Here is a 16056-nt window from a genome sequence, read left to right as displayed (position 1 = left end):
ATGGCCGAAGATGCCGACATCATCCGGGCGCTGTTCCTGCGGTGCCAAACCCTTTCGGTCGGAAGCCCCGCGCTCCCGATCACCTTTCCCGAGCCCGGGGCGGCATACGCCCCTCCGGAAGATGGCAAATATCTCCGGGTCGACGTCTTTCTGAACCGTCCCGCATGGGAAGGCCTGACGAGCGGTGCCATGCACCAAGGCCTGCTGCAGATCACCGTGAACTGGCCTCGCCAGGACGGTGTGCTCGCCCCGGTGCGCATCGCTGACCAGATCAAGGCCCATTTCCCCAAGGCCCTGGCCCTCGTCGAGAACGGTACCAAGGTCACCATCAGCGGGAAGCCTTACCCGTCCTCACCGATCACCGAGCCCGACCGGGTCACGGTGCCCGTCACCATCCCCTGGCAGGCCGTCTAGGTCTGACAGGGTGCCCTAAGCCGAGATGGGCTCCGGCTTCATTCAACCATCGAAAGGAGCCCTCCCATGGCTATTGCTGGAGGCATTGGCACTCGCGTTTATATCGCGCCTGCCGTTTCTGAGACTGCGCGTGACCCTTCCGGCTACGTGTCGATGACCTGGACCGAGATCGGCAACGTCGAAAGCGTTGGTGAGTTCGGCTCCGAAGCTGCGACCGTGGCCTTCACCCCGCTGGCCACCGGCCTGACCCGCCAGCTCAAGGGCGCCAAGAACCCGGGCGGCATCACCATCAACTGCGGCAACGACCCGCTGGACGCCGGCCAACTTGCTGCCATCACGGCGGCCGGAACGAACTCGCTCTATCCGCTCAAGATCGTTGATGCGGACGGTGCGGACAGCAACGACACCGACTCGACCGTCTACATCGGCGTTCGCATCATGTCGGCCAAGAAGAACAGCGGTCAGACCGGCGCCGTCAACATGCGCGCCATCAACTGCGTGATCGACACCCCGGTCTACGAAGACCCGTCCGAGGCCGTCAGCTAACCGACGCCCAACAACAACACCCCCTCAACTCCATGCGTGGGGTCGCTCCCCCGCACTTTTTAGGAGCCTGCCATGAACCTGGCATCGCTGAACTTCGCCCCGGCTGCCAACTCCGGCGCGGTCATGACGGTCCTTCACCCCATCGATCGCATCCCGCTCGAGACCGATGGTGGAGACCCCGTCACCATCACCCTGCTTGGCCGGGACTCGGACGCCTTCATCAAGGCTGAAACCGCCGCCCGTCAGCGCGCCATGGACAGTCTGTCAAAGGGCTCCAAGGTCAGCGTGACCGATGCCGACCGTCGCGGCTGCGAAAGCCTCGCCCGTCTGGTTACCGGCTGGCAGGGAATTCCCGCGGGCTGGATCGACGGGACGGACTCCAACGATCCGGCTGACTTCTCGGTCGAGAATGCGATGAAGCTGTTCATGAACCCCGGCGTTCGCTGGATCCGTGATCAGGCCGACGCCTTCGTGGCCGACCGGGGAAATTTCTTGAAGGCCTCGCAGACCAGCTAATCCAGTTTGCAGAGGCCACCTATGCCCAGCGCCGGGTTCTCCCTGACTGCCCCCCGGCGTTGGCGCATCTGTTCGACGCCTTCGTCAACCTGTCGCTTACCCGTCAGGTCGGCATGGCCCCGAACCCGATCAGTTACACCGAAATAGAGGCCTTCAACCGCCTCACCCACGCCAGCCTGTCGGCATGGGACATCGCCCTGATCAGGCGTCTCGACCTGGCCGTCATGGCCATCCTGAACCCGTCCAAAGCACCGAAGACCGTCTCTGCCCGTGATGGGAAGGGCGTTCTGGCGCTCATCCGTGAAAAAGCGAAGCCGAAGGAGGCGAAATGACAGACCTCGCAGCCCTCGGCCTTCGCTTCGACACGTACGGCGGGCCGGAGGCGATCCGCACCCTCGACCAAGTCAACGACAAGTCCGGCAGGGCCGAGACCGCGACGGGGCTTCTTGCCCGGTCACAGGAGCGGGCAGCGGCCACCACGCGGCTGTTCGCCGGGGCGCTGGGGCTGCTTGGGGTTGGCACGGTCGCGGCGGCTATCCTGGGCCTGCGTACGGCCACTCTGGAATACAGCGGAGCGCTGGCAGAGGTCTCGACCCTCGTTGACACGACTGCGGTCTCCATGGGCGATCTGTCCGATGCGGCCATCCGTCAGGCCGGGGCGTTTAACTCGTCCCCGCTGCTGCAGACGCAGGCGCTCTATCAGATCATTTCGGCCGGCGCGTCGGATGCGGCCACGGCAACCGAGCAACTGACGGCGGCGAACAAGCTGGCAGTTGGCGGTGTGACCACGGTTGCGATCGCTGCGGACGGCCTGACGTCGATCCTCAATGCGTATGGACCTAAGGTGGCCGGGGCTACGGCTGTCTCCGACGCCATGTTCGTCGCCATGCGCGCGGGTAAGACCACGGTCGAACAGCTTTCGTCGTCGCTGGGCCAGGTATCGCCCCTCGCGGCCCAAGTGGGTGTCAGCTTCGATGAGCTGGCTGCGGCGACCGCTGCCCTTACCAAGGGGGGCATCAGCACCTCGGTTGCGGTGACGGGCCTCCGGGCCATCCTCGCGGCGGTTGCGCGTCCGAGTGCCGAGGCGACCAAGCTGGCCGGTGCGCTGGGGCTGGAGTTCAACTCTGCGGCCCTTCAAGCCAAGGGCCTGTCGGGCTTCCTCGCTGACCTGAATGAGGCCACCGGCGGAAACGTTGAACAGCTCGGGATGCTGTTCGGCGGGGTTGAGGCCTTGGTGCCGATGCTGGCGCTGGCCGGAACCGCTGGCGAGGACTTCGCCGCCATCATGGAACAGATGGGCGTCAAGGCTGGGGCCACCGATGAGGCGTTCGGCAAGATCGCATCCGGCCCGGCGTTTCAGGTCGGGCGCATCTTCTCGACCCTTGGCGCCAATGCCCTATCGGCTGGCGACTCCATCCTGAACATCCTCGCCCCGGCCATCCGCACGGTCGATAGCATCCTTCAAGGCGCCTATCCGCATGCCGAGGCCCTGAACACGATCATGGGCCTGCTTGGCGCCGCTATGGGCGTGGTGGCGGTGCGGGGTGTGATCGCCCTGACGTCCGCCATGACGGCGCAAGTCACGGCGGCCATCCTCGCTTCTGCGACCGTCCGAGCCTATGCGGCCTCTGTCGCCCTGGTTGGCCCGGCGTCTGCCACGGCGACGGCCGCTGTCAGCATTTTCACTGCGACGGTTCGCGGGGCGGTTGCCCTGATGCTGGGGCCGTGGGGTATCGCCATCGCTGCGATCGCTGCGGGGTATCTCCTGCTAAAGGCCGGATCAGACGACATGTCTGCCGCCATGGCCCGCGAGATCAGCGCCGCCGGTGTGGCCGGTCAAGAATACATGGCCCTTCGCACACAGGTCATTGAAAACGCCAAGGCGAAGCGCGACCTGAAGGGTGCCGCTGAGGGTGCGGGCGAGGCCCTGCAGAAGATCAAAGCGGATGCGGACGCGCTGACCACGTCGATGACCAATCTCGGCATCGAGACCCAGTTTGCGACGCTCAAGCTGGCCGAGCAAATGCTCCTTCGCGCCCAAGACGAGCAGAGCGCCGCCGAGAAGGAGCTCGCCACCTTCAAGAACGACCCCCTCTATAACGAGACCACCATCGCCGCGCGCACCATCGGTGGCCGTCTCGAGGGCCGGGTAGATATTGCAGAACAGAACGCAGAGACCGCCTTCGCGACAGCTATGGCTGCGCAAGACGCCTTCCTGTCGTCGTATTCGGATGCGGCTGCTCGTCGACGTGCGGCGCCGGTTGGCGGGGGCACCTCGGGCGGCATCGTCGGTGCTGAGACCTCGCGCACCGGCAAGTCAGAAACCGAAAAGGCCATTGAGGAATCGACCCGCTATCTCGAAGCCCTGCGAAACGAGACCACGGAACTCGGACTGAACAGTGTGGAGCGTCGTCGTCGTCAGACCTTGATGGCAGCGGAAGCCGCCCCGACCGCTGAACTGGCCAAGGCGATCACCGATGCCGGGATGGCATGGGAAATGATGAACCTCGTCATTGCCGAGCGTGACCGCCAAGCCGCTGCGTCGGACTATGGGCGCCGGCTGGCCGAAGACGCCCGGGTGATGGAGCTTGAGCGAGACCTGATCGGCGCCACCAATGTCGAACGCGCCAAGCAGATCGCCATGCTGCAAACCGAACTCGACCTTCGCAGCCGGTTCGGGGACGCCTTCATCAACACCTCTGCGGCTCAAGGCCTGATCGGCCGGGCAGGGGACAACGCCGCGTTCAGTGAAGAGACCGGGCAGATGATCCGGGCTCAGAACCTCGAACTCGAATACCAGGTCGATCTCCTGCGTCAGATCGCAGACCATGCACGGGATGCCGGTCGGGGCCTTGCTGAGGCCTTCGGTGAGCCGGGCCGAGCCCTTGGTGGGCTGGTCTCCGGTCTGGCCGACATGCAGGTCAAGATGGCCGAGATCGACGAGGCCCAGCGCCGCTATGTCGAGAGCGTCGGCATGGCCAACGTCTCTGGCGAGCAAATGGCGATCTTCGCCCGCGACCGTGCCCAGACTGAAATCTCCGCCTATGGCGACATGGCCTCTGCTGCCAAGGGCTTCTTCCGAGAAGGTTCGGACGGCTGGAAGGCCCTGCATGCGATCGAGATGGGCTATCGTCTCTTCCAGTTCTCCGCAGCCGTCCAGTCGATGGTTCTGGGCAATCAGGAGACCGCCTCTCTGGTCGCCAACTCCATGACCAAGGCCGCAGCCTCGACCGCAGCCGGTGCCGCTCGCATGTTCGAATTCTTGGGTCCACTCGGCTTCCCCGCCGTGGCCGCGATGTTGGCCCTGCTTGCTGGCCTCGGCCTCCGGGCTTCGGGAGGTGGACGCGGGTCTGCCCCGGGCGCTGCAGCCGATCCTCAAGCCTCTGTGCAATCCTCGGTCCAGACGGCACAGGATAGCGTCCGCCGCGATCAGGCCACGCGCGACACCTTCATCCAGCGCCTTGCCGCCTCGGTAGAGGTCCGGGTGACGTCGGATGATCCGAAGTTCCGGGCCTATATCCGTGAGGAAGCCGCCCCGATGGTCGCAGAGGGCTCGCGTCAGGCGTTCCAGGCCTCCCGCCGCGCCGTCCCTGCCGACATGGCCAAGAAGCAAGCCGTCACGCTCGGCATTAGGGGATAGTCATGGCCTTCATCCTGCCCGACACCGACCTGATTGAGTTCAGGCCGGAGCTGATCTTTGCCCGGAACGAACTGGTCCCTGAGTATGGCGGGCCGCTGCAGCGCCGGAACCGCATGGGCGCCCGTTACCGTGCCCGGTGCCGTGTCGCGCCTCAATACTATGAGGACGCTCAGGAATGGGCCGACATCGACGATGAGACAGAGACGTGCGTTCTGCCGATCCTGCAGCCGAACATCGACACCTCGAAGATTGGTAACGGGCTCATCAATGGATCCGGGATCGCGGGCTCAAGCCTGCCCGTCGATGGCCTGATCGCCAACGGCTTTATCCGCAAGAACCAATGGCTGACGATCACGACCGATGGCCGGCGCTACTGCTACCGGGTCAAGTCGGCCGTGGTCGTGGGGGCCGACACCTCCGTCACCATCCCGCTCCGCACGATGATGCGCGTCCCTCACGCGGACGGCGACCTGGTGGAACTGGTCGCGCCTTCCATGGAGGGTTTCGTCACCGTCGATCCGGAGTCGTGGGCACCCGATGAGCACCAGATGTGCCACATCGCCTTCACCATCACGGAAGTCGAATAATGGACGTCGACCTGATCGCCGATCTGGCGTCACAGGCGCCCATGACGGTCTTGCTCTACACCTGGGAGCTGGACGATGAGACGACCATCCGCTGGACCGATGGCGGGTTCGTCCGCTGGGGTGGTGAGGTCTATCGCGCCCTGACCGACTTCGGCGTGATCAGCCGCACCGACGACATCGTTGACGGCATCGACAACGAGGTCACGGCCTGCACGATTGAGATCATGCCTGCGGATCAGGACGCCCACGACGCCATGACGGCATATTCGGTGCAGGGCTCAAGGTTCACGCAACATCTGGGGGTTGTGGACTTCGCCACCGGCCTGTTGATCGGTGAGCCAGACCTCCTGCTGACCAGCGAGGTTGACGACACCTCTATCGGCTCTGCGGCCGGTGCCATCGCGATCCACACCATCACCGAAGAGGCGCGGATGCTTGAGGCCGATGATCAGCGCCGGGCGACCGATGCCTTCCATCAGTCGGTCTATCCGGGCGAGCTCGGCTATTCGAACAAGACGACCCTTCGCCGGAAACGCTACTGGCGTCTCGACAACCCGAACAACGCCATCCGATGAGGCCCGTTGAACGTGCGGCCCGTGCCGCGGACTCCTGCATTGCCCGGTTCGGCGGCAAGGCCTTTGATCCTGCGTCCAATCGGGACTGCGTGAAGCTGGCGGCGCACTGTCTGCATGCCCAAGGCATCGGGACACCGAAGCTCAAGGGCCTGAGATACCGGACGGTCGAAGGTGCTGCCCGCCATATGAAGCGGATGGGGTTCAACGATCTGGTCCAGGCCGTCGATGACCTTGGCATCGAAGCTATCCCGCTGGCCCGCGCCCTGCCGGGGTTCATCATCGCCATTCCGACTGACAACGGCCTTTTCGGTCCCGCCGCGCTGGGCATCTGCCTCAATCACCGCGAGGCCTTCGGCTTCTTCGGCGGGATTGCCCAGAGCGTCATCGTTCACGACCACATCAAGGCATGGAGGACGTTCTGACATGGAGTTCGCCCTTGCCGCCGCCTCTGCCATCGCTGCCGCCTCTGCGACCGTAGCAGCAACTGTCGTCGCGGCTGGCCCGCTCGCCGTGGCGGCGTTCAATGCGGTGAACCTGGCTGCGGCCGGCATAGCTGCCAGCGCGCTCCTGAGCGGCCTGTTGCCCAATGTACCGGGAAGCTCTGGAAACCCGCTTGAATGGGTCGCGGACATGGAGGCCCCGCTTTCGGTGGCCTATGGCGCGAACGTCGCCAGCGCCGGACGCCTCGACTATGCCTCGGACGGCTACGGCCCGGACAACCAATACACCTCGCTGGTCTCGACCCTGTCGGTTGGCCCGATCAAGGGCTTCAACCAGTATCGATCGAACGATGTGGTCACGACGTTCGGGGCCAATGATGTTGCCACGTCCGGCCCCCACGCCGGGAAAATGTGGCTGCAGCGCAAGGTCGGGACGCAGCCCCAGACGGCCCTGTCATCCCCCTCGGGTCTAAACGGTAGCGCGACAATCCCCGATTGGGGCTCGGCCTATAAGCAGAGCGGGCGCGCCGTCTGCATGCTCACCCTGCAGGAAAATTCCAAGGGGTCGGAGTTCCGGGGCGGCGAAGAAAAGCAGCTTCACATCTTCGACGGGGTCTTTGGCTGGGATCCCCGACTGGACAGCACATGGCCCGGCGGGTCGGGCTCCTGCCGTCTGGACGACCCGTCAACGTGGGTCTGGATCGAAGAGGGCTGCATCGCGGGTCTCAACTGGTCCATTGGCCGCTGGGCCGGTGCCAATAGCTCGGGCCCGGCTGGCTATGGGGCGCCCTACGCCTCGAAACAGGTGGCGGGCATTGGTTCGTCGCTGGACGGCATCGACGTCGACGCCTTCATCGCGGGCGCCAACATCGCCGACGCGAACGGCTGGAAGGTCCGGGCCTATCCCGACACCGGCATGGACGAAAGCCTTGTGCTGGACATGCTTTTGCAGTCGTCGGGCTGCGTCAGGAACCGGGTCGCGGGCAAGATCAGCTGCGTCAGCCGGGCGGCGGTTCACCCGAGCGTGGTCACGATCACCGAAGCCGACATGGCCGGGCCGGTCGAGCTGCAGCTTGGCGTCAAGCGGAAGGAGCGTCGCAACAGCGCCATCGCCTCGTTCTGGTCGGCCGAGAATGACTATGAGGTCGTCCCGATTGAGGAGGTCTCGGACCCGGCATGGGTGACCGAGGATCGCGGCAAGAAGCGCCTGACGGGCCTGCGGTTCAACTATGTGCCAGACAAGGACCAGGCCGCGGTCCTGACCTATCTGACGCTGGCCAATCTTCGGGAGCCGGCGCGCGGCGTCATTCCGTGCAAGCCTCATATGCGACAGGTGAGGCCGGGCCACCGCTTCACGATCACCGTTGCCCACTACGCCCTGTCTGGGGTGAAGGTGCTCTGCACCAAGCGAGAGTTCGACCCCATGACGGGGGCGGTTCGCCTGCATTTCGTGGCCGAAACGGACGCCAAATATACGGACGCATTCACGCGGACCGGAGTGGTGCCCGACCAACCGGACGGCCCGACCGATCCGGGTGACACTGTCGACCCCCCGACTGTGGCCTCCATTTCGGTCTCCGGCGACGAGGTCACGATCAACTGGACCAACGGCGTCGCCCGGTTTTTCAGGACGCTTATCTTCTACGGCACGACATCCAGCTTTGCCGACGCGATTGCGGGACCGTCGAAGGGTGGTCTTGCTGGCGAGGCGCAGACGGCTAAGTTCAAGCCCGGCCCCGGCACCTGGTATTTCTGGCTCGTCACCAAGTCGATGCCGTTTGAGGACTATTCGGATGCGGTCGCGCTGGGGAGCGTGACGGTCACGGTAGAGATCGACACGGGCAACCTTGATGATCTGGACATCCTGCGCCGGACGGGTGGCGGGCTGTTTTCGGGCGACCTGACGGCCACCGAAGGCGCGGACTGGACCGACAATCTGCTGAACAGGCCGACCGAGCTTACCGATGGCCGGATCGGCACGGCGCTTGCGGCTGACGGCACTCTGACGGCGGGGGCTCGCACGGGTTCTGGCCTGATGCTTCGGTCGGCTGGGAGTGTGGAGTTTACTGGTGCTGCGAACGCCAACTACATCACCGCGACCAGCGAACTGACCGACGACGCCAACCTCGGTGGCACGGCTGCATGGGCGGGCACTAGCGGCAGGCCCACGAACCTCGCCTCTCTGGTAGGCACCGAACCTATCCTCAACACGTCGATCACCATTGGCGCTGACGGTGCCCTGACTGGTGCCGGTGGCGGTCAGGTGACCATCGGGGGGCTCGGCTATACTGGCGCGCTCAACGCCAACTACATCACGAACACGAACGAGCTGACGGACGGCGCGAACCTTGGCCAGACGGCGGCATGGGCCAGCGTGTCCTCTCGCCCGGCCAATCTGGCGAGCCTGTCGGGCTCTGAGCCCATCCTGAACAGCGATGTGACGCTCTCGGGCCTTGGCGCTGGCGAGCTGGCAGTTCTGGACGCGGTCGATCTCGATACGCATGTCACGGACGGCACGACCTACAAGCGGTTTTCCGCAACGGAGCAAAGCAAGCTCTCGGGGGTGGAGGCGGGGGCCGAGGTCAATCCAGCCGATCTCGCGGCGCTTGATGCGACCGCTGCATCTGATCTGGCCGCTGCGAAGGCTGGCGTGGATAGCCTCGGCGATCTGGCCACGCTGGACACGGTCGGGGCGGCTCAAATCGACGCCGGGGCCATTGGCCCAACCGCACTGGCCGACAACGCCGTTGACCTCGCCTCGGCCAAGGTGACTGGCAAGTCGCTGGCCAATGTGGATAGCACGGCGGCGTCGAAGCTGGCGGGGATTGAGACGGGGGCACAGGTTAACCCGGCGAGCCTTGCTGACCTGGACGCGACCGCCGCATCTGACCTCGCGTCAGCCAAGTCGGCAACGGACGGCCTCGGCGCGCTGGCCACGAAGAGCGAGGTCGATACCGACGACATCGTCGCGAACAGCGTCATTTCCGTTGAGCCCCACACCTTCGCCTACACGGTGACGACGGAGGACGCCACTAGTGCCGGGGTGTCGGTTCTGGTCATGGAGTTTGACGTCACGACGGCGGGCGAGCCCCTGCTGATCGACGTCCAGATGATGGCCAAGTTCTGGCACCCGACCGCAGGCGATTTCAGCTTCACGCTCCGGTTCCTTGAGGAAGGCGTCGGCACCGTTCGCGACGATATCGTGATCGAGGGCATCAACGGCGACCAATACCACGGCTATCTGCCCGTTCGCTTCACGGCCACGCCCAGCGCTGGAACGCACACTTATCAAGTCCGGGCATGGGCCTCGACGAATACCGGCTTCTCTATCCGCCAGTTCTCCGATCTTTCGGCCATCGTGACCCACCTCAAGGCCACCACCATCGCCTGACGCGGGCTCTGGCCCACAACCACGGACAATCCAAATGATCACACCGGGTTCCCTGAACCTGCGCCCTTTGCGTTGGGTGCCGTTCAAGTATCAGATCAGGGTCGATGCCTATGACCTGACCAGTGCGACCTTCGCTATGGAGGTCCGGTCCTACAGGGGCGCGCCGGGCGATCCCCTCATTGATCTGGGCAACACATCCAGCCCGACGCAGGGCATCAGCGTGTCCGTCGTGACCACGGGCGGCGTTCCGGCATCGACCATCGAAATCCGCATTGATGAGGCCACGCTTGAGGGCCTGCTGCCCTTCACGGTGACGAGCGGGTCTCCGAACCGGAAGCCGAACACCGATGTCGAGCTCTACTACGACCTTCTCATCACGCCATCCGGGGGCACGAAAGCCCGCTGGCTTGAGGGGACTTTCACCATTGCCGAAGGGGTGACGAAAGATGTCTGATGCCGTTGTCACCGTTGTCGATCAAGTCGTGCATGTTTCGATCTCTGGCTCCGAACTCCTGACGCCCCTGGTATCGGCTGCGGCTGCGTCCGCTGCCGCAGCCGGGGAGGCCGAAACCGGTGCCGAGACCGCACGGGATGCCGCCGAAGGCTTCCGCGACGAGGCCGAGGATCGGACCGCTGCTGTTCTCGCCATCCTTGCCCGTGCGGACCTGTATGGGATCACCGAGACCACAAACGCCGTCGCCTTCATGGCGGGCGGTGTCGAAGTCCTGCCCCTGTCCAGCTACTTCCGGTCGGGCGGGTCTGTCTCTGCCCTGCTGTCGGGCCTGTCGGGCATTTCGATTACGCGGGCCAGCGTCGGCTATGCCCGGACGGCGGCGGGCACCTACACCTCCTTCGCATCCGGCGCAGCGCGGATCACCGACCGGGGCCTGATGGTCGAGCCCGCAGCGACCAACCTGTTCCCCCGCTTTGCCCCGACTGCGGCACAGCTTTCGACGGGGGCCAATGCTGCCGACACGACCGCGCCGTCGAGCCCGCCTATCGCGGGCCTGAACTGGCTGACCCTGACCAATACGTCGGGGACGGCCAATGCCCTCCAGCCCGTCACGCTGGCGGTTTCCACGACCTATACGATGTCGGTGCTGGTCGAGACGCCGGACGGCTCTCAGCCGGTCGCTGGCCCCCTGAACGGCACGGGGGATTTCAGCTTCGTGCTTTCCAATGTCACGCAGGCCAGCGGGACGCCGCGCTACGAGCGGTTGAGCGGGAATGTCTGGAGAGTCAGTCTTACAGTCACGACGCCGGGCACTCTCAGCAGCACCTCAAACGGCATCGTCCGTTTCTCGGCCCAAAACAACCGCATCTGCAAGTTTGCAGGCTTCCAGATCGAGACGGGCAGTCGCGCCACCTCGCCCATCGTCACCACGGGGGCCACGGCTACCCGCGCTGCCGATGTGATCCAGCTTCCCGGCCTCTCCATCGGGCAGGAGGTGACAGTTCTTGCGGATGTTGCGTTGACCGGGGGTGATTCCTCGATCTTGTCTGGAAGCCGGTTCCTGTTCGATCTGGATGATGGGGGCACCTCGAACCGCATCTACGCGAACAACGTCAGCGGGGGCTTTGGCTTCGCTACGGTCGTCAGTTCGTCCACCACGGGCTCCGTTGAAGTGGCCGGGACGGCGGCGGTCGATGCGACGGTCAAGCTGGCCTATCGCTCGAAGGTCGATGACTTCCGCATGGCGCGCGGCGGGACGCTTTCGACCGTTGATACCTCGGGTGCCGTTCCTTCATCCTTCTCGCGCCTGACCATCGGCGGGATCAGCGGGGGCACCCTGCAACTGAGCGGGTTCATCCGTCGTCTGGTGGTCATCCCGGCAGCCCGCGACGACGCCGAGCTTCAAGCCCTGACTGCGTAGGGAGCGACCATGATGTTCGATCCAATCGGCCCGCTGGTAATCCCAGCTGAGTATGACAGTGAGGGCGTCGAGACCCAGCCCGAAACCGTCTTCTCAAGCTGGCATGTCAATTGTTCGCCCGATGAAATGGACGCCAACCCGGCCCTGTCCGCCTTCGTGGTGGAGCCGTCCGTCATGCAGCGGGTTTGGCTTGGCGACGATCACACCGACCCGACAATGACCGTGGCCTTGAGGTTCACGGATGAACAGGAATATCTCGCCGTGATCGGAGCCGTTGAATGACTGAGAAGAAGACGCTCTCCGGGGCATACGCGAAGATCGAAAAGCACGAGGACGAGTGCTCGATCCGATACCGGGAGATTTCCGGCATCCTTGAGGGCTTCAAGGACAAGCTGGACTCGTCGCACCGCAGGGCCGGGCGGATTGAGCTTGCGGCGTGGTCCCTTCTCGTCGGCCTCGTCATGGGCCTGTTCTGGATCGTAATGAAACTGTCGGGGCTGAGTGGCGCATCATGACGATCGATCAAATCCGCCAGCTCGTCGGAGATCTGGCCCGGCCCTTTTCCATCATCGCCACATCGGCCGCCGCCTCGGTCGCCATCGTGATCGGCGCGACAAAGGTCGAGGACGGGGTTGCCGGCGCGGCCTACATCGGGGCCGTTCTCGCTGGCCTCGTCGGGCTCTACGGGTTCAAATCATGGGAACAGCGCGGCAAGAAGGACTAGCCGACCGCTGACACCGGAAACCACGACCGGGCCACGAACGCCAATACCAGGGCGAAGAACACAACCCCGATCACACGGGACCAGATAGCCCCCCGCCGGTCACGCGGGTCAGGAGGCGTCAGGTCAGGATCGACGGGCCAAGGCATGGGCCAGACCCTGCCACACCATCCGAAAATCGAAAAGGAGACCGCCATGTCACAGGCATCGGCGAATGAAGCCTTTGTGCGCGAATATCAGGCTCGGCGCGGCCTCAAGGCTGACGGCTGGGCGGGCGTCGCGACGCTGGCAGACCTCGACGCCCTCCTGCCGCCCGTGGAGACCCGCTTTGACCCTGCCGCGTTCTTCGCCTCGGTCAAGGCGTCCTTCGGGCCTCTCAGCCAGGCCCAGGTCGACGGGTTCAATGCCGTGCTGGACGCGACGAAGGGCTGGCCTGTGTCGTGGATCGCCTATGGCCTGGCGACCACTTGGCACGAAACCGCCCGGACCATGCAGCCGATCAAGGAGCATGGGGGCGAGGCCTATTTCACGCGGATGTACGACCCCAAGGGCGAGCGTCCGCACGTCGCGGCGCGGCTGGGCAACATTCATCCCGGCGACGGTGCCCGATATGCGGGCCGGGGGTATGTGCAGCTCACGGGACGGACCAACTATGCCCGCTACGGGATCGACGATTCCCCCGACGATGCGATGAAGCCCGACGTCGCCGGCCAGATCCTTCGCGACGGCATGGAGAACGGGCGCTTCACCGGCAAGAAGCTGTCCGACTATCTCCCTGGCGACTACGTCAACGCCCGCCGGATCATCAACGGCACGGACAAGGCCCAGACCATCGCAGGGCAGGCCCGCGCCTTCGAGGCAGCCCTTCGCGCGGGAGGGATGGCATGAAGCTCCCCGAGTTCATCCGCATGTTCGACCCGGGCCACTGGGCGGCGCTGGCCGGGGCCGTCGCCCTGCTGATCCTGATCGTCTTCGTCATGGGCAAGTGCAGCCGGAATGAAGAGATCAACAAGGCCAATGCCGACCAGAGCATGGCCGAGGCCCGCACCCAAAGCGCAGCCGAGGCCATCACCGAAATGGGCGCCCTGAATGACCGGGGCGTCGCGTCAGATCAACAAGTGCAGGAGGCCCAAAATGCCATACGCCAAGCTGACCCCGCTGACCGCGATCGTATTGCTCGCCTTGAGCTCTGCCGCCTGCAGTCACGTCCCGACTGCGACCGGCTGTAGCGAGCTCGTCCGGCCGATCCTGACCCGGGCCACGCCCCATGCCGAGATCGGCAATACCGGCGACCCGGCGACCGACTGGCAGCTCTACGGCGTTGCCGAAACGGGCCAGCTCAACAAGGCCAATGACGACAAGGAAACCGGCTTCGAGATCATTCAGGCCTGCGAGCGCCGGGATGAACAGGTCAGGGAGCGATTGGAACGCCCCTGGTATCGCCGCCTGATGCCGGGCTAGGCCAGTTGTCCGGTGATCCCGGACACCTCAGCACACCCCTATAGCGTCGAGCCTTATGGCTCCGCACCCGAGGCCCGCTCCCTTCACCGGGGGCGGGCCTTTTCTGCGCCCGGCGCCACCCATTTGCCCATGTCGATCCGCCATCCCGCCGCCATCAGCCTCTCCCGCTCCCTGTCGGCATAGGCCCATGCCTGCGGTGATCCGTCCTTGATCGTGTCGAGGGGGTATGCCCAAGGCCCGTTCAGGCGCTTGAACCGGACCCGACCGGGGCATCCGGGCCTCCGACACCATGCGCGCCGGTTGGCGAGGGTATAGTCGCCGCCCTTGACCCTCTCGATGGCGATCAAGTCCACTGGTCCCACGCCTTGGCAGACCTCGCAGTCCCAGATGACGACATGGTCGCCCCGGATCAGATCAGCGATGCGCATCAGGCCCCGGGGAACGCCAGCACCTTGCCCGACGCCTCCCCCATGCAGAACGCGGCCCATGCCTGCATCAGGGCCCGGCGTTTCTCAAGGGCATCCCGGCGACGATAGGCCCGCTCCACAGCATTGCCGACCTGATGGGCGAGGGCTTCCTCAATCAGTTCCCGGGGATAGGATGTGCAGTCCCCGGCCCAATCCCGGAATGACGACCGGAACCCGTGCGGGGTGGCGCCGGTGACGCCCATCTTTCGCATCAGCATGGTCAGGGCCATGACGGACAGGGTGCCGTTCTGCCCGGGGAACAGGAGCCCGCTTTGGGGCACCTGTCCAATCTCCTGCAGCACCGCCTTCGCATGGTCTGACAGGGCCACGGCATGGTCACGCCCTCCCTTCATCCGCTCGCCCGGGATCCGCCACGTCTCGCCATCCATCTCCGACAGGACCGCGCCCCTGACTTCCCCGGATCGGGCAGCCGTCAGGATCAGGAACCGCAGGGCCTGGGCCGACACCCCGCCGCGCGCCTGCAGCTTGGCCATGAAGTCCGGCACCGCCTCATAGGGCATGGCGGCGTGGTGGCCTCGGTCGCGCTTGCCCCGGATCAGCAGGATGGACAGATGCCCCCGCCACCGCGCCGGGTTCTCACCTGTCCGGAGTCCGCGGGCCTTGGCAGCGTCCAGAACGCGCTCGATCCTGCCCCTGAGGCGTGAGGCAGTCTCTGGTTTGTTGGCCCAGATCGGCCGGAGCGCATCAAGGACCATATCGGTGTCGACGGTCGCGACGTCGGCATTCCAGATGGCCGGCGCATGAGACTTGAGGCTGGATTCCCACTGAGCCCGGGATTTCGGATTGCGCCAGGTCTGTTCCAGATCATCCATGAGACCACAGGCCACGGCGGAGAACGCATGATCCGAAGGCGGAAGGGCCGCAGCCCGACGTGCTGCGATAGGGTCCACACCGGCCCTGACCAGTCGCCGGGCTTCCTCGGCATCGTTCCTGACCTCTGCCAGCTTGCGATCGGTCGCGCTGCCAAGGCCCATTTCGCGCCGCTTCCGGTTCATCTGGAAGATCAGCACCCAGCGTTTTGACCCGGTCTCGTCGATTCGCAGGTAGAGGCCGTTCCCGTCAGCATGAAGCCCGGGCACGTCCATGCTCTGGACCTGCTTCCAGTTCAGCCGGTTGACCGCTCGCGCCATGTTCGCCTCCAGAACAAGACAAGAACATAGCCCAACGTCAGACCCGGACGCCGCCCTAAGTTCCGCCCTAAAACCAGTCGCGCGATTGAAACCTGCGCTGTGACTGGATTTCAGCGGAAAGCCTTGCCTGACGGGGAGGGGGGCGTGCAAGGGCTGACAACCGAGTGCAAGATTGTGGCGGAGAGGGGGGGATTCGAACCCCCGGTACCCGTAAAGGCACGCCGCATTTCGAGTGCGGTACATTCAACCACTCTGCCACCTCTCCGCGGGGCC

19 protein-coding genes and 1 tRNA gene are annotated in these 16056 nt (G+C 64.9%); 17 read left to right on the top strand and 3 right to left on the bottom strand.

Annotated elements, in window-relative coordinates:
• The 17 genes from V7672_RS00740 to V7672_RS00660 all read left to right on the top strand — a co-directional run bounded on the left by V7672_RS00740 (position 1) and on the right by V7672_RS00660 (position 14165).
• The gene (locus V7672_RS00740; RefSeq protein WP_335622763.1) at positions 1-414 is read left to right on the top strand and encodes a phage tail terminator-like protein; all 414 of its coding nucleotides are present in this window, start codon (positions 1-3) and stop codon (positions 412-414) included.
• Between the two features lie 153 nt (positions 415-567).
• Entirely contained in the window at positions 568-960 is a 393-nt protein-coding gene (locus V7672_RS00735; protein WP_335622762.1) for a hypothetical protein, read from the top strand.
• 72 nt (positions 961-1032) lie between these two features.
• Positions 1033-1476: a hypothetical protein gene (locus V7672_RS00730; protein WP_335622761.1), complete on the top strand. Its 444-nt coding sequence runs from the start codon at positions 1033-1035 to the stop codon at positions 1474-1476.
• The gene (locus V7672_RS00725; RefSeq protein ID WP_442888773.1) at positions 1476-1808 is read left to right on the top strand and encodes a phage tail assembly chaperone; all 333 of its coding nucleotides are present in this window, start codon (positions 1476-1478) and stop codon (positions 1806-1808) included. The genes V7672_RS00730 and V7672_RS00725 overlap by 1 nt, the downstream gene beginning before the upstream one ends.
• Complete coding sequence (locus V7672_RS00720; RefSeq protein WP_335622759.1) at positions 1805-5116, top strand: phage tail tape measure protein; 3312 nt, start codon at positions 1805-1807, stop codon at positions 5114-5116. Before V7672_RS00725 ends, V7672_RS00720 begins: the two co-directional genes overlap by 4 nt.
• Before the next feature lie 2 nt (positions 5117-5118).
• On the top strand, positions 5119-5703 hold the full coding sequence (locus tag V7672_RS00715; RefSeq protein ID WP_335622758.1) for a hypothetical protein: 585 nt from the start codon (positions 5119-5121) through the stop codon (positions 5701-5703).
• Entirely contained in the window at positions 5703-6278 is a 576-nt protein-coding gene (locus V7672_RS00710; protein ID WP_335622757.1) for a hypothetical protein, read from the top strand. Before V7672_RS00715 ends, V7672_RS00710 begins: the two co-directional genes overlap by 1 nt.
• Positions 6275-6700 (top strand): DUF6950 family protein, encoded by a 426-nt coding sequence (locus V7672_RS00705; RefSeq protein WP_335622756.1) that lies wholly within the window; start codon positions 6275-6277, stop codon positions 6698-6700. The genes V7672_RS00710 and V7672_RS00705 overlap by 4 nt, the downstream gene beginning before the upstream one ends.
• Before the next feature lies 1 nt (position 6701).
• Positions 6702-10109, top strand: coding sequence for a hypothetical protein (locus V7672_RS00700; protein ID WP_335622755.1), 3408 nt, complete (start codon positions 6702-6704; stop codon positions 10107-10109).
• A gap of 34 nt (positions 10110-10143) precedes the next feature.
• Positions 10144-10563 (top strand): hypothetical protein, encoded by a 420-nt coding sequence (locus tag V7672_RS00695; RefSeq protein ID WP_335622754.1) that lies wholly within the window; start codon positions 10144-10146, stop codon positions 10561-10563.
• Positions 10556-11983 (top strand): phage head spike fiber domain-containing protein, encoded by a 1428-nt coding sequence (locus V7672_RS00690; protein ID WP_335622753.1) that lies wholly within the window; start codon positions 10556-10558, stop codon positions 11981-11983. The genes V7672_RS00695 and V7672_RS00690 overlap by 8 nt, the downstream gene beginning before the upstream one ends.
• A gap of 9 nt (positions 11984-11992) precedes the next feature.
• Positions 11993-12265 (top strand): hypothetical protein, encoded by a 273-nt coding sequence (locus V7672_RS00685; RefSeq protein WP_335622752.1) that lies wholly within the window; start codon positions 11993-11995, stop codon positions 12263-12265.
• Positions 12262-12498, top strand: a complete 237-nt coding sequence (locus tag V7672_RS00680; RefSeq protein ID WP_335622751.1) for a hypothetical protein — start codon at positions 12262-12264, stop codon at positions 12496-12498. The genes V7672_RS00685 and V7672_RS00680 overlap by 4 nt, the downstream gene beginning before the upstream one ends.
• Entirely contained in the window at positions 12495-12707 is a 213-nt protein-coding gene (locus V7672_RS00675) for a hypothetical protein (RefSeq protein ID WP_335622750.1), read from the top strand. Before V7672_RS00680 ends, V7672_RS00675 begins: the two co-directional genes overlap by 4 nt.
• A 192-nt stretch (positions 12708-12899) precedes the next feature.
• Positions 12900-13592 carry a hypothetical protein gene (locus V7672_RS00670; protein WP_335622749.1) on the top strand — a complete coding sequence of 231 codons (693 nt, stop codon included), beginning with the start codon at positions 12900-12902 and terminating at the stop codon, positions 13590-13592.
• Positions 13589-13933 carry a hypothetical protein gene (locus tag V7672_RS00665; protein ID WP_335622748.1) on the top strand — a complete coding sequence of 115 codons (345 nt, stop codon included), beginning with the start codon at positions 13589-13591 and terminating at the stop codon, positions 13931-13933. The genes V7672_RS00670 and V7672_RS00665 overlap by 4 nt, the downstream gene beginning before the upstream one ends.
• Entirely contained in the window at positions 13887-14165 is a 279-nt protein-coding gene (locus V7672_RS00660; RefSeq protein WP_335622747.1) for a hypothetical protein, read from the top strand. The genes V7672_RS00665 and V7672_RS00660 overlap by 47 nt, the downstream gene beginning before the upstream one ends.
• An 83-nt stretch (positions 14166-14248) precedes the next feature.
• Here V7672_RS00660 and V7672_RS00655 read toward each other — a convergent pair whose 3' ends face one another.
• From V7672_RS00655 to V7672_RS00645, 3 genes are all read right to left on the bottom strand, one after another.
• Positions 14249-14593 carry a hypothetical protein gene (locus V7672_RS00655; protein WP_335622746.1) on the bottom strand — a complete coding sequence of 115 codons (345 nt, stop codon included), beginning with the start codon at positions 14591-14593 and terminating at the stop codon, positions 14249-14251.
• Positions 14593-15783: a tyrosine-type recombinase/integrase gene (locus V7672_RS00650; protein WP_335622745.1), complete on the bottom strand. Its 1191-nt coding sequence runs from the start codon at positions 15781-15783 to the stop codon at positions 14593-14595. Before V7672_RS00650 ends, V7672_RS00655 begins: the two co-directional genes overlap by 1 nt.
• 175 nt (positions 15784-15958) lie before the next feature.
• A tRNA-Ser gene (locus V7672_RS00645) sits at positions 15959-16048 on the bottom strand.
• Between the last annotated feature and the right edge of the window lie 8 nt (positions 16049-16056).

The sequence above is a fragment of the Brevundimonas sp. genome (assembly GCF_036963785.1).
Classification (GTDB): Bacteria; Pseudomonadota; Alphaproteobacteria; order Caulobacterales; family Caulobacteraceae; genus Brevundimonas.
Note: the sequence above shows the minus strand (reverse complement) of the source record. Positions and strands in the feature narration are given on the sequence as shown.

Excerpts from the sequence above, each read along its gene's own strand:
- V7672_RS00650 (WP_335622745.1), bottom strand. The coding sequence starts at position 15,783 with ATGGCGCGAGCGGTCAACCGGCTGAACTGGAAGCAGGTCCAGAGCATG.
- V7672_RS00740 (WP_335622763.1), top strand. The coding sequence starts at position 1 with ATGGCCGAAGATGCCGACATCATCCGGGCGCTGTTCCTGCGGTGCCAA.
- V7672_RS00700 (WP_335622755.1), top strand. The coding sequence starts at position 6,702 with ATGGAGTTCGCCCTTGCCGCCGCCTCTGCCATCGCTGCCGCCTCTGCG.
- V7672_RS00655 (WP_335622746.1), bottom strand. The coding sequence starts at position 14,593 with ATGCGCATCGCTGATCTGATCCGGGGCGACCATGTCGTCATCTGGGAC.
- V7672_RS00670 (WP_335622749.1), top strand. The coding sequence starts at position 12,900 with ATGTCACAGGCATCGGCGAATGAAGCCTTTGTGCGCGAATATCAGGCT.
- V7672_RS00705 (WP_335622756.1), top strand. The coding sequence starts at position 6,275 with ATGAGGCCCGTTGAACGTGCGGCCCGTGCCGCGGACTCCTGCATTGCC.
- V7672_RS00690 (WP_335622753.1), top strand. The coding sequence starts at position 10,556 with ATGTCTGATGCCGTTGTCACCGTTGTCGATCAAGTCGTGCATGTTTCG.
- V7672_RS00735 (WP_335622762.1), top strand. The coding sequence starts at position 568 with ATGACCTGGACCGAGATCGGCAACGTCGAAAGCGTTGGTGAGTTCGGC.
- V7672_RS00665 (WP_335622748.1), top strand. The coding sequence starts at position 13,589 with ATGAAGCTCCCCGAGTTCATCCGCATGTTCGACCCGGGCCACTGGGCG.
- V7672_RS00730 (WP_335622761.1), top strand. The coding sequence starts at position 1,033 with ATGAACCTGGCATCGCTGAACTTCGCCCCGGCTGCCAACTCCGGCGCG.
- V7672_RS00710 (WP_335622757.1), top strand. The coding sequence starts at position 5,703 with ATGGACGTCGACCTGATCGCCGATCTGGCGTCACAGGCGCCCATGACG.
- V7672_RS00695 (WP_335622754.1), top strand. The coding sequence starts at position 10,144 with ATGATCACACCGGGTTCCCTGAACCTGCGCCCTTTGCGTTGGGTGCCG.
- V7672_RS00685 (WP_335622752.1), top strand. The coding sequence starts at position 11,993 with ATGATGTTCGATCCAATCGGCCCGCTGGTAATCCCAGCTGAGTATGAC.
- V7672_RS00720 (WP_335622759.1), top strand. The coding sequence starts at position 1,805 with ATGACAGACCTCGCAGCCCTCGGCCTTCGCTTCGACACGTACGGCGGG.
- V7672_RS00680 (WP_335622751.1), top strand. The coding sequence starts at position 12,262 with ATGACTGAGAAGAAGACGCTCTCCGGGGCATACGCGAAGATCGAAAAG.
- V7672_RS00715 (WP_335622758.1), top strand. The coding sequence starts at position 5,119 with ATGGCCTTCATCCTGCCCGACACCGACCTGATTGAGTTCAGGCCGGAG.
- V7672_RS00675 (WP_335622750.1), top strand. The coding sequence starts at position 12,495 with ATGACGATCGATCAAATCCGCCAGCTCGTCGGAGATCTGGCCCGGCCC.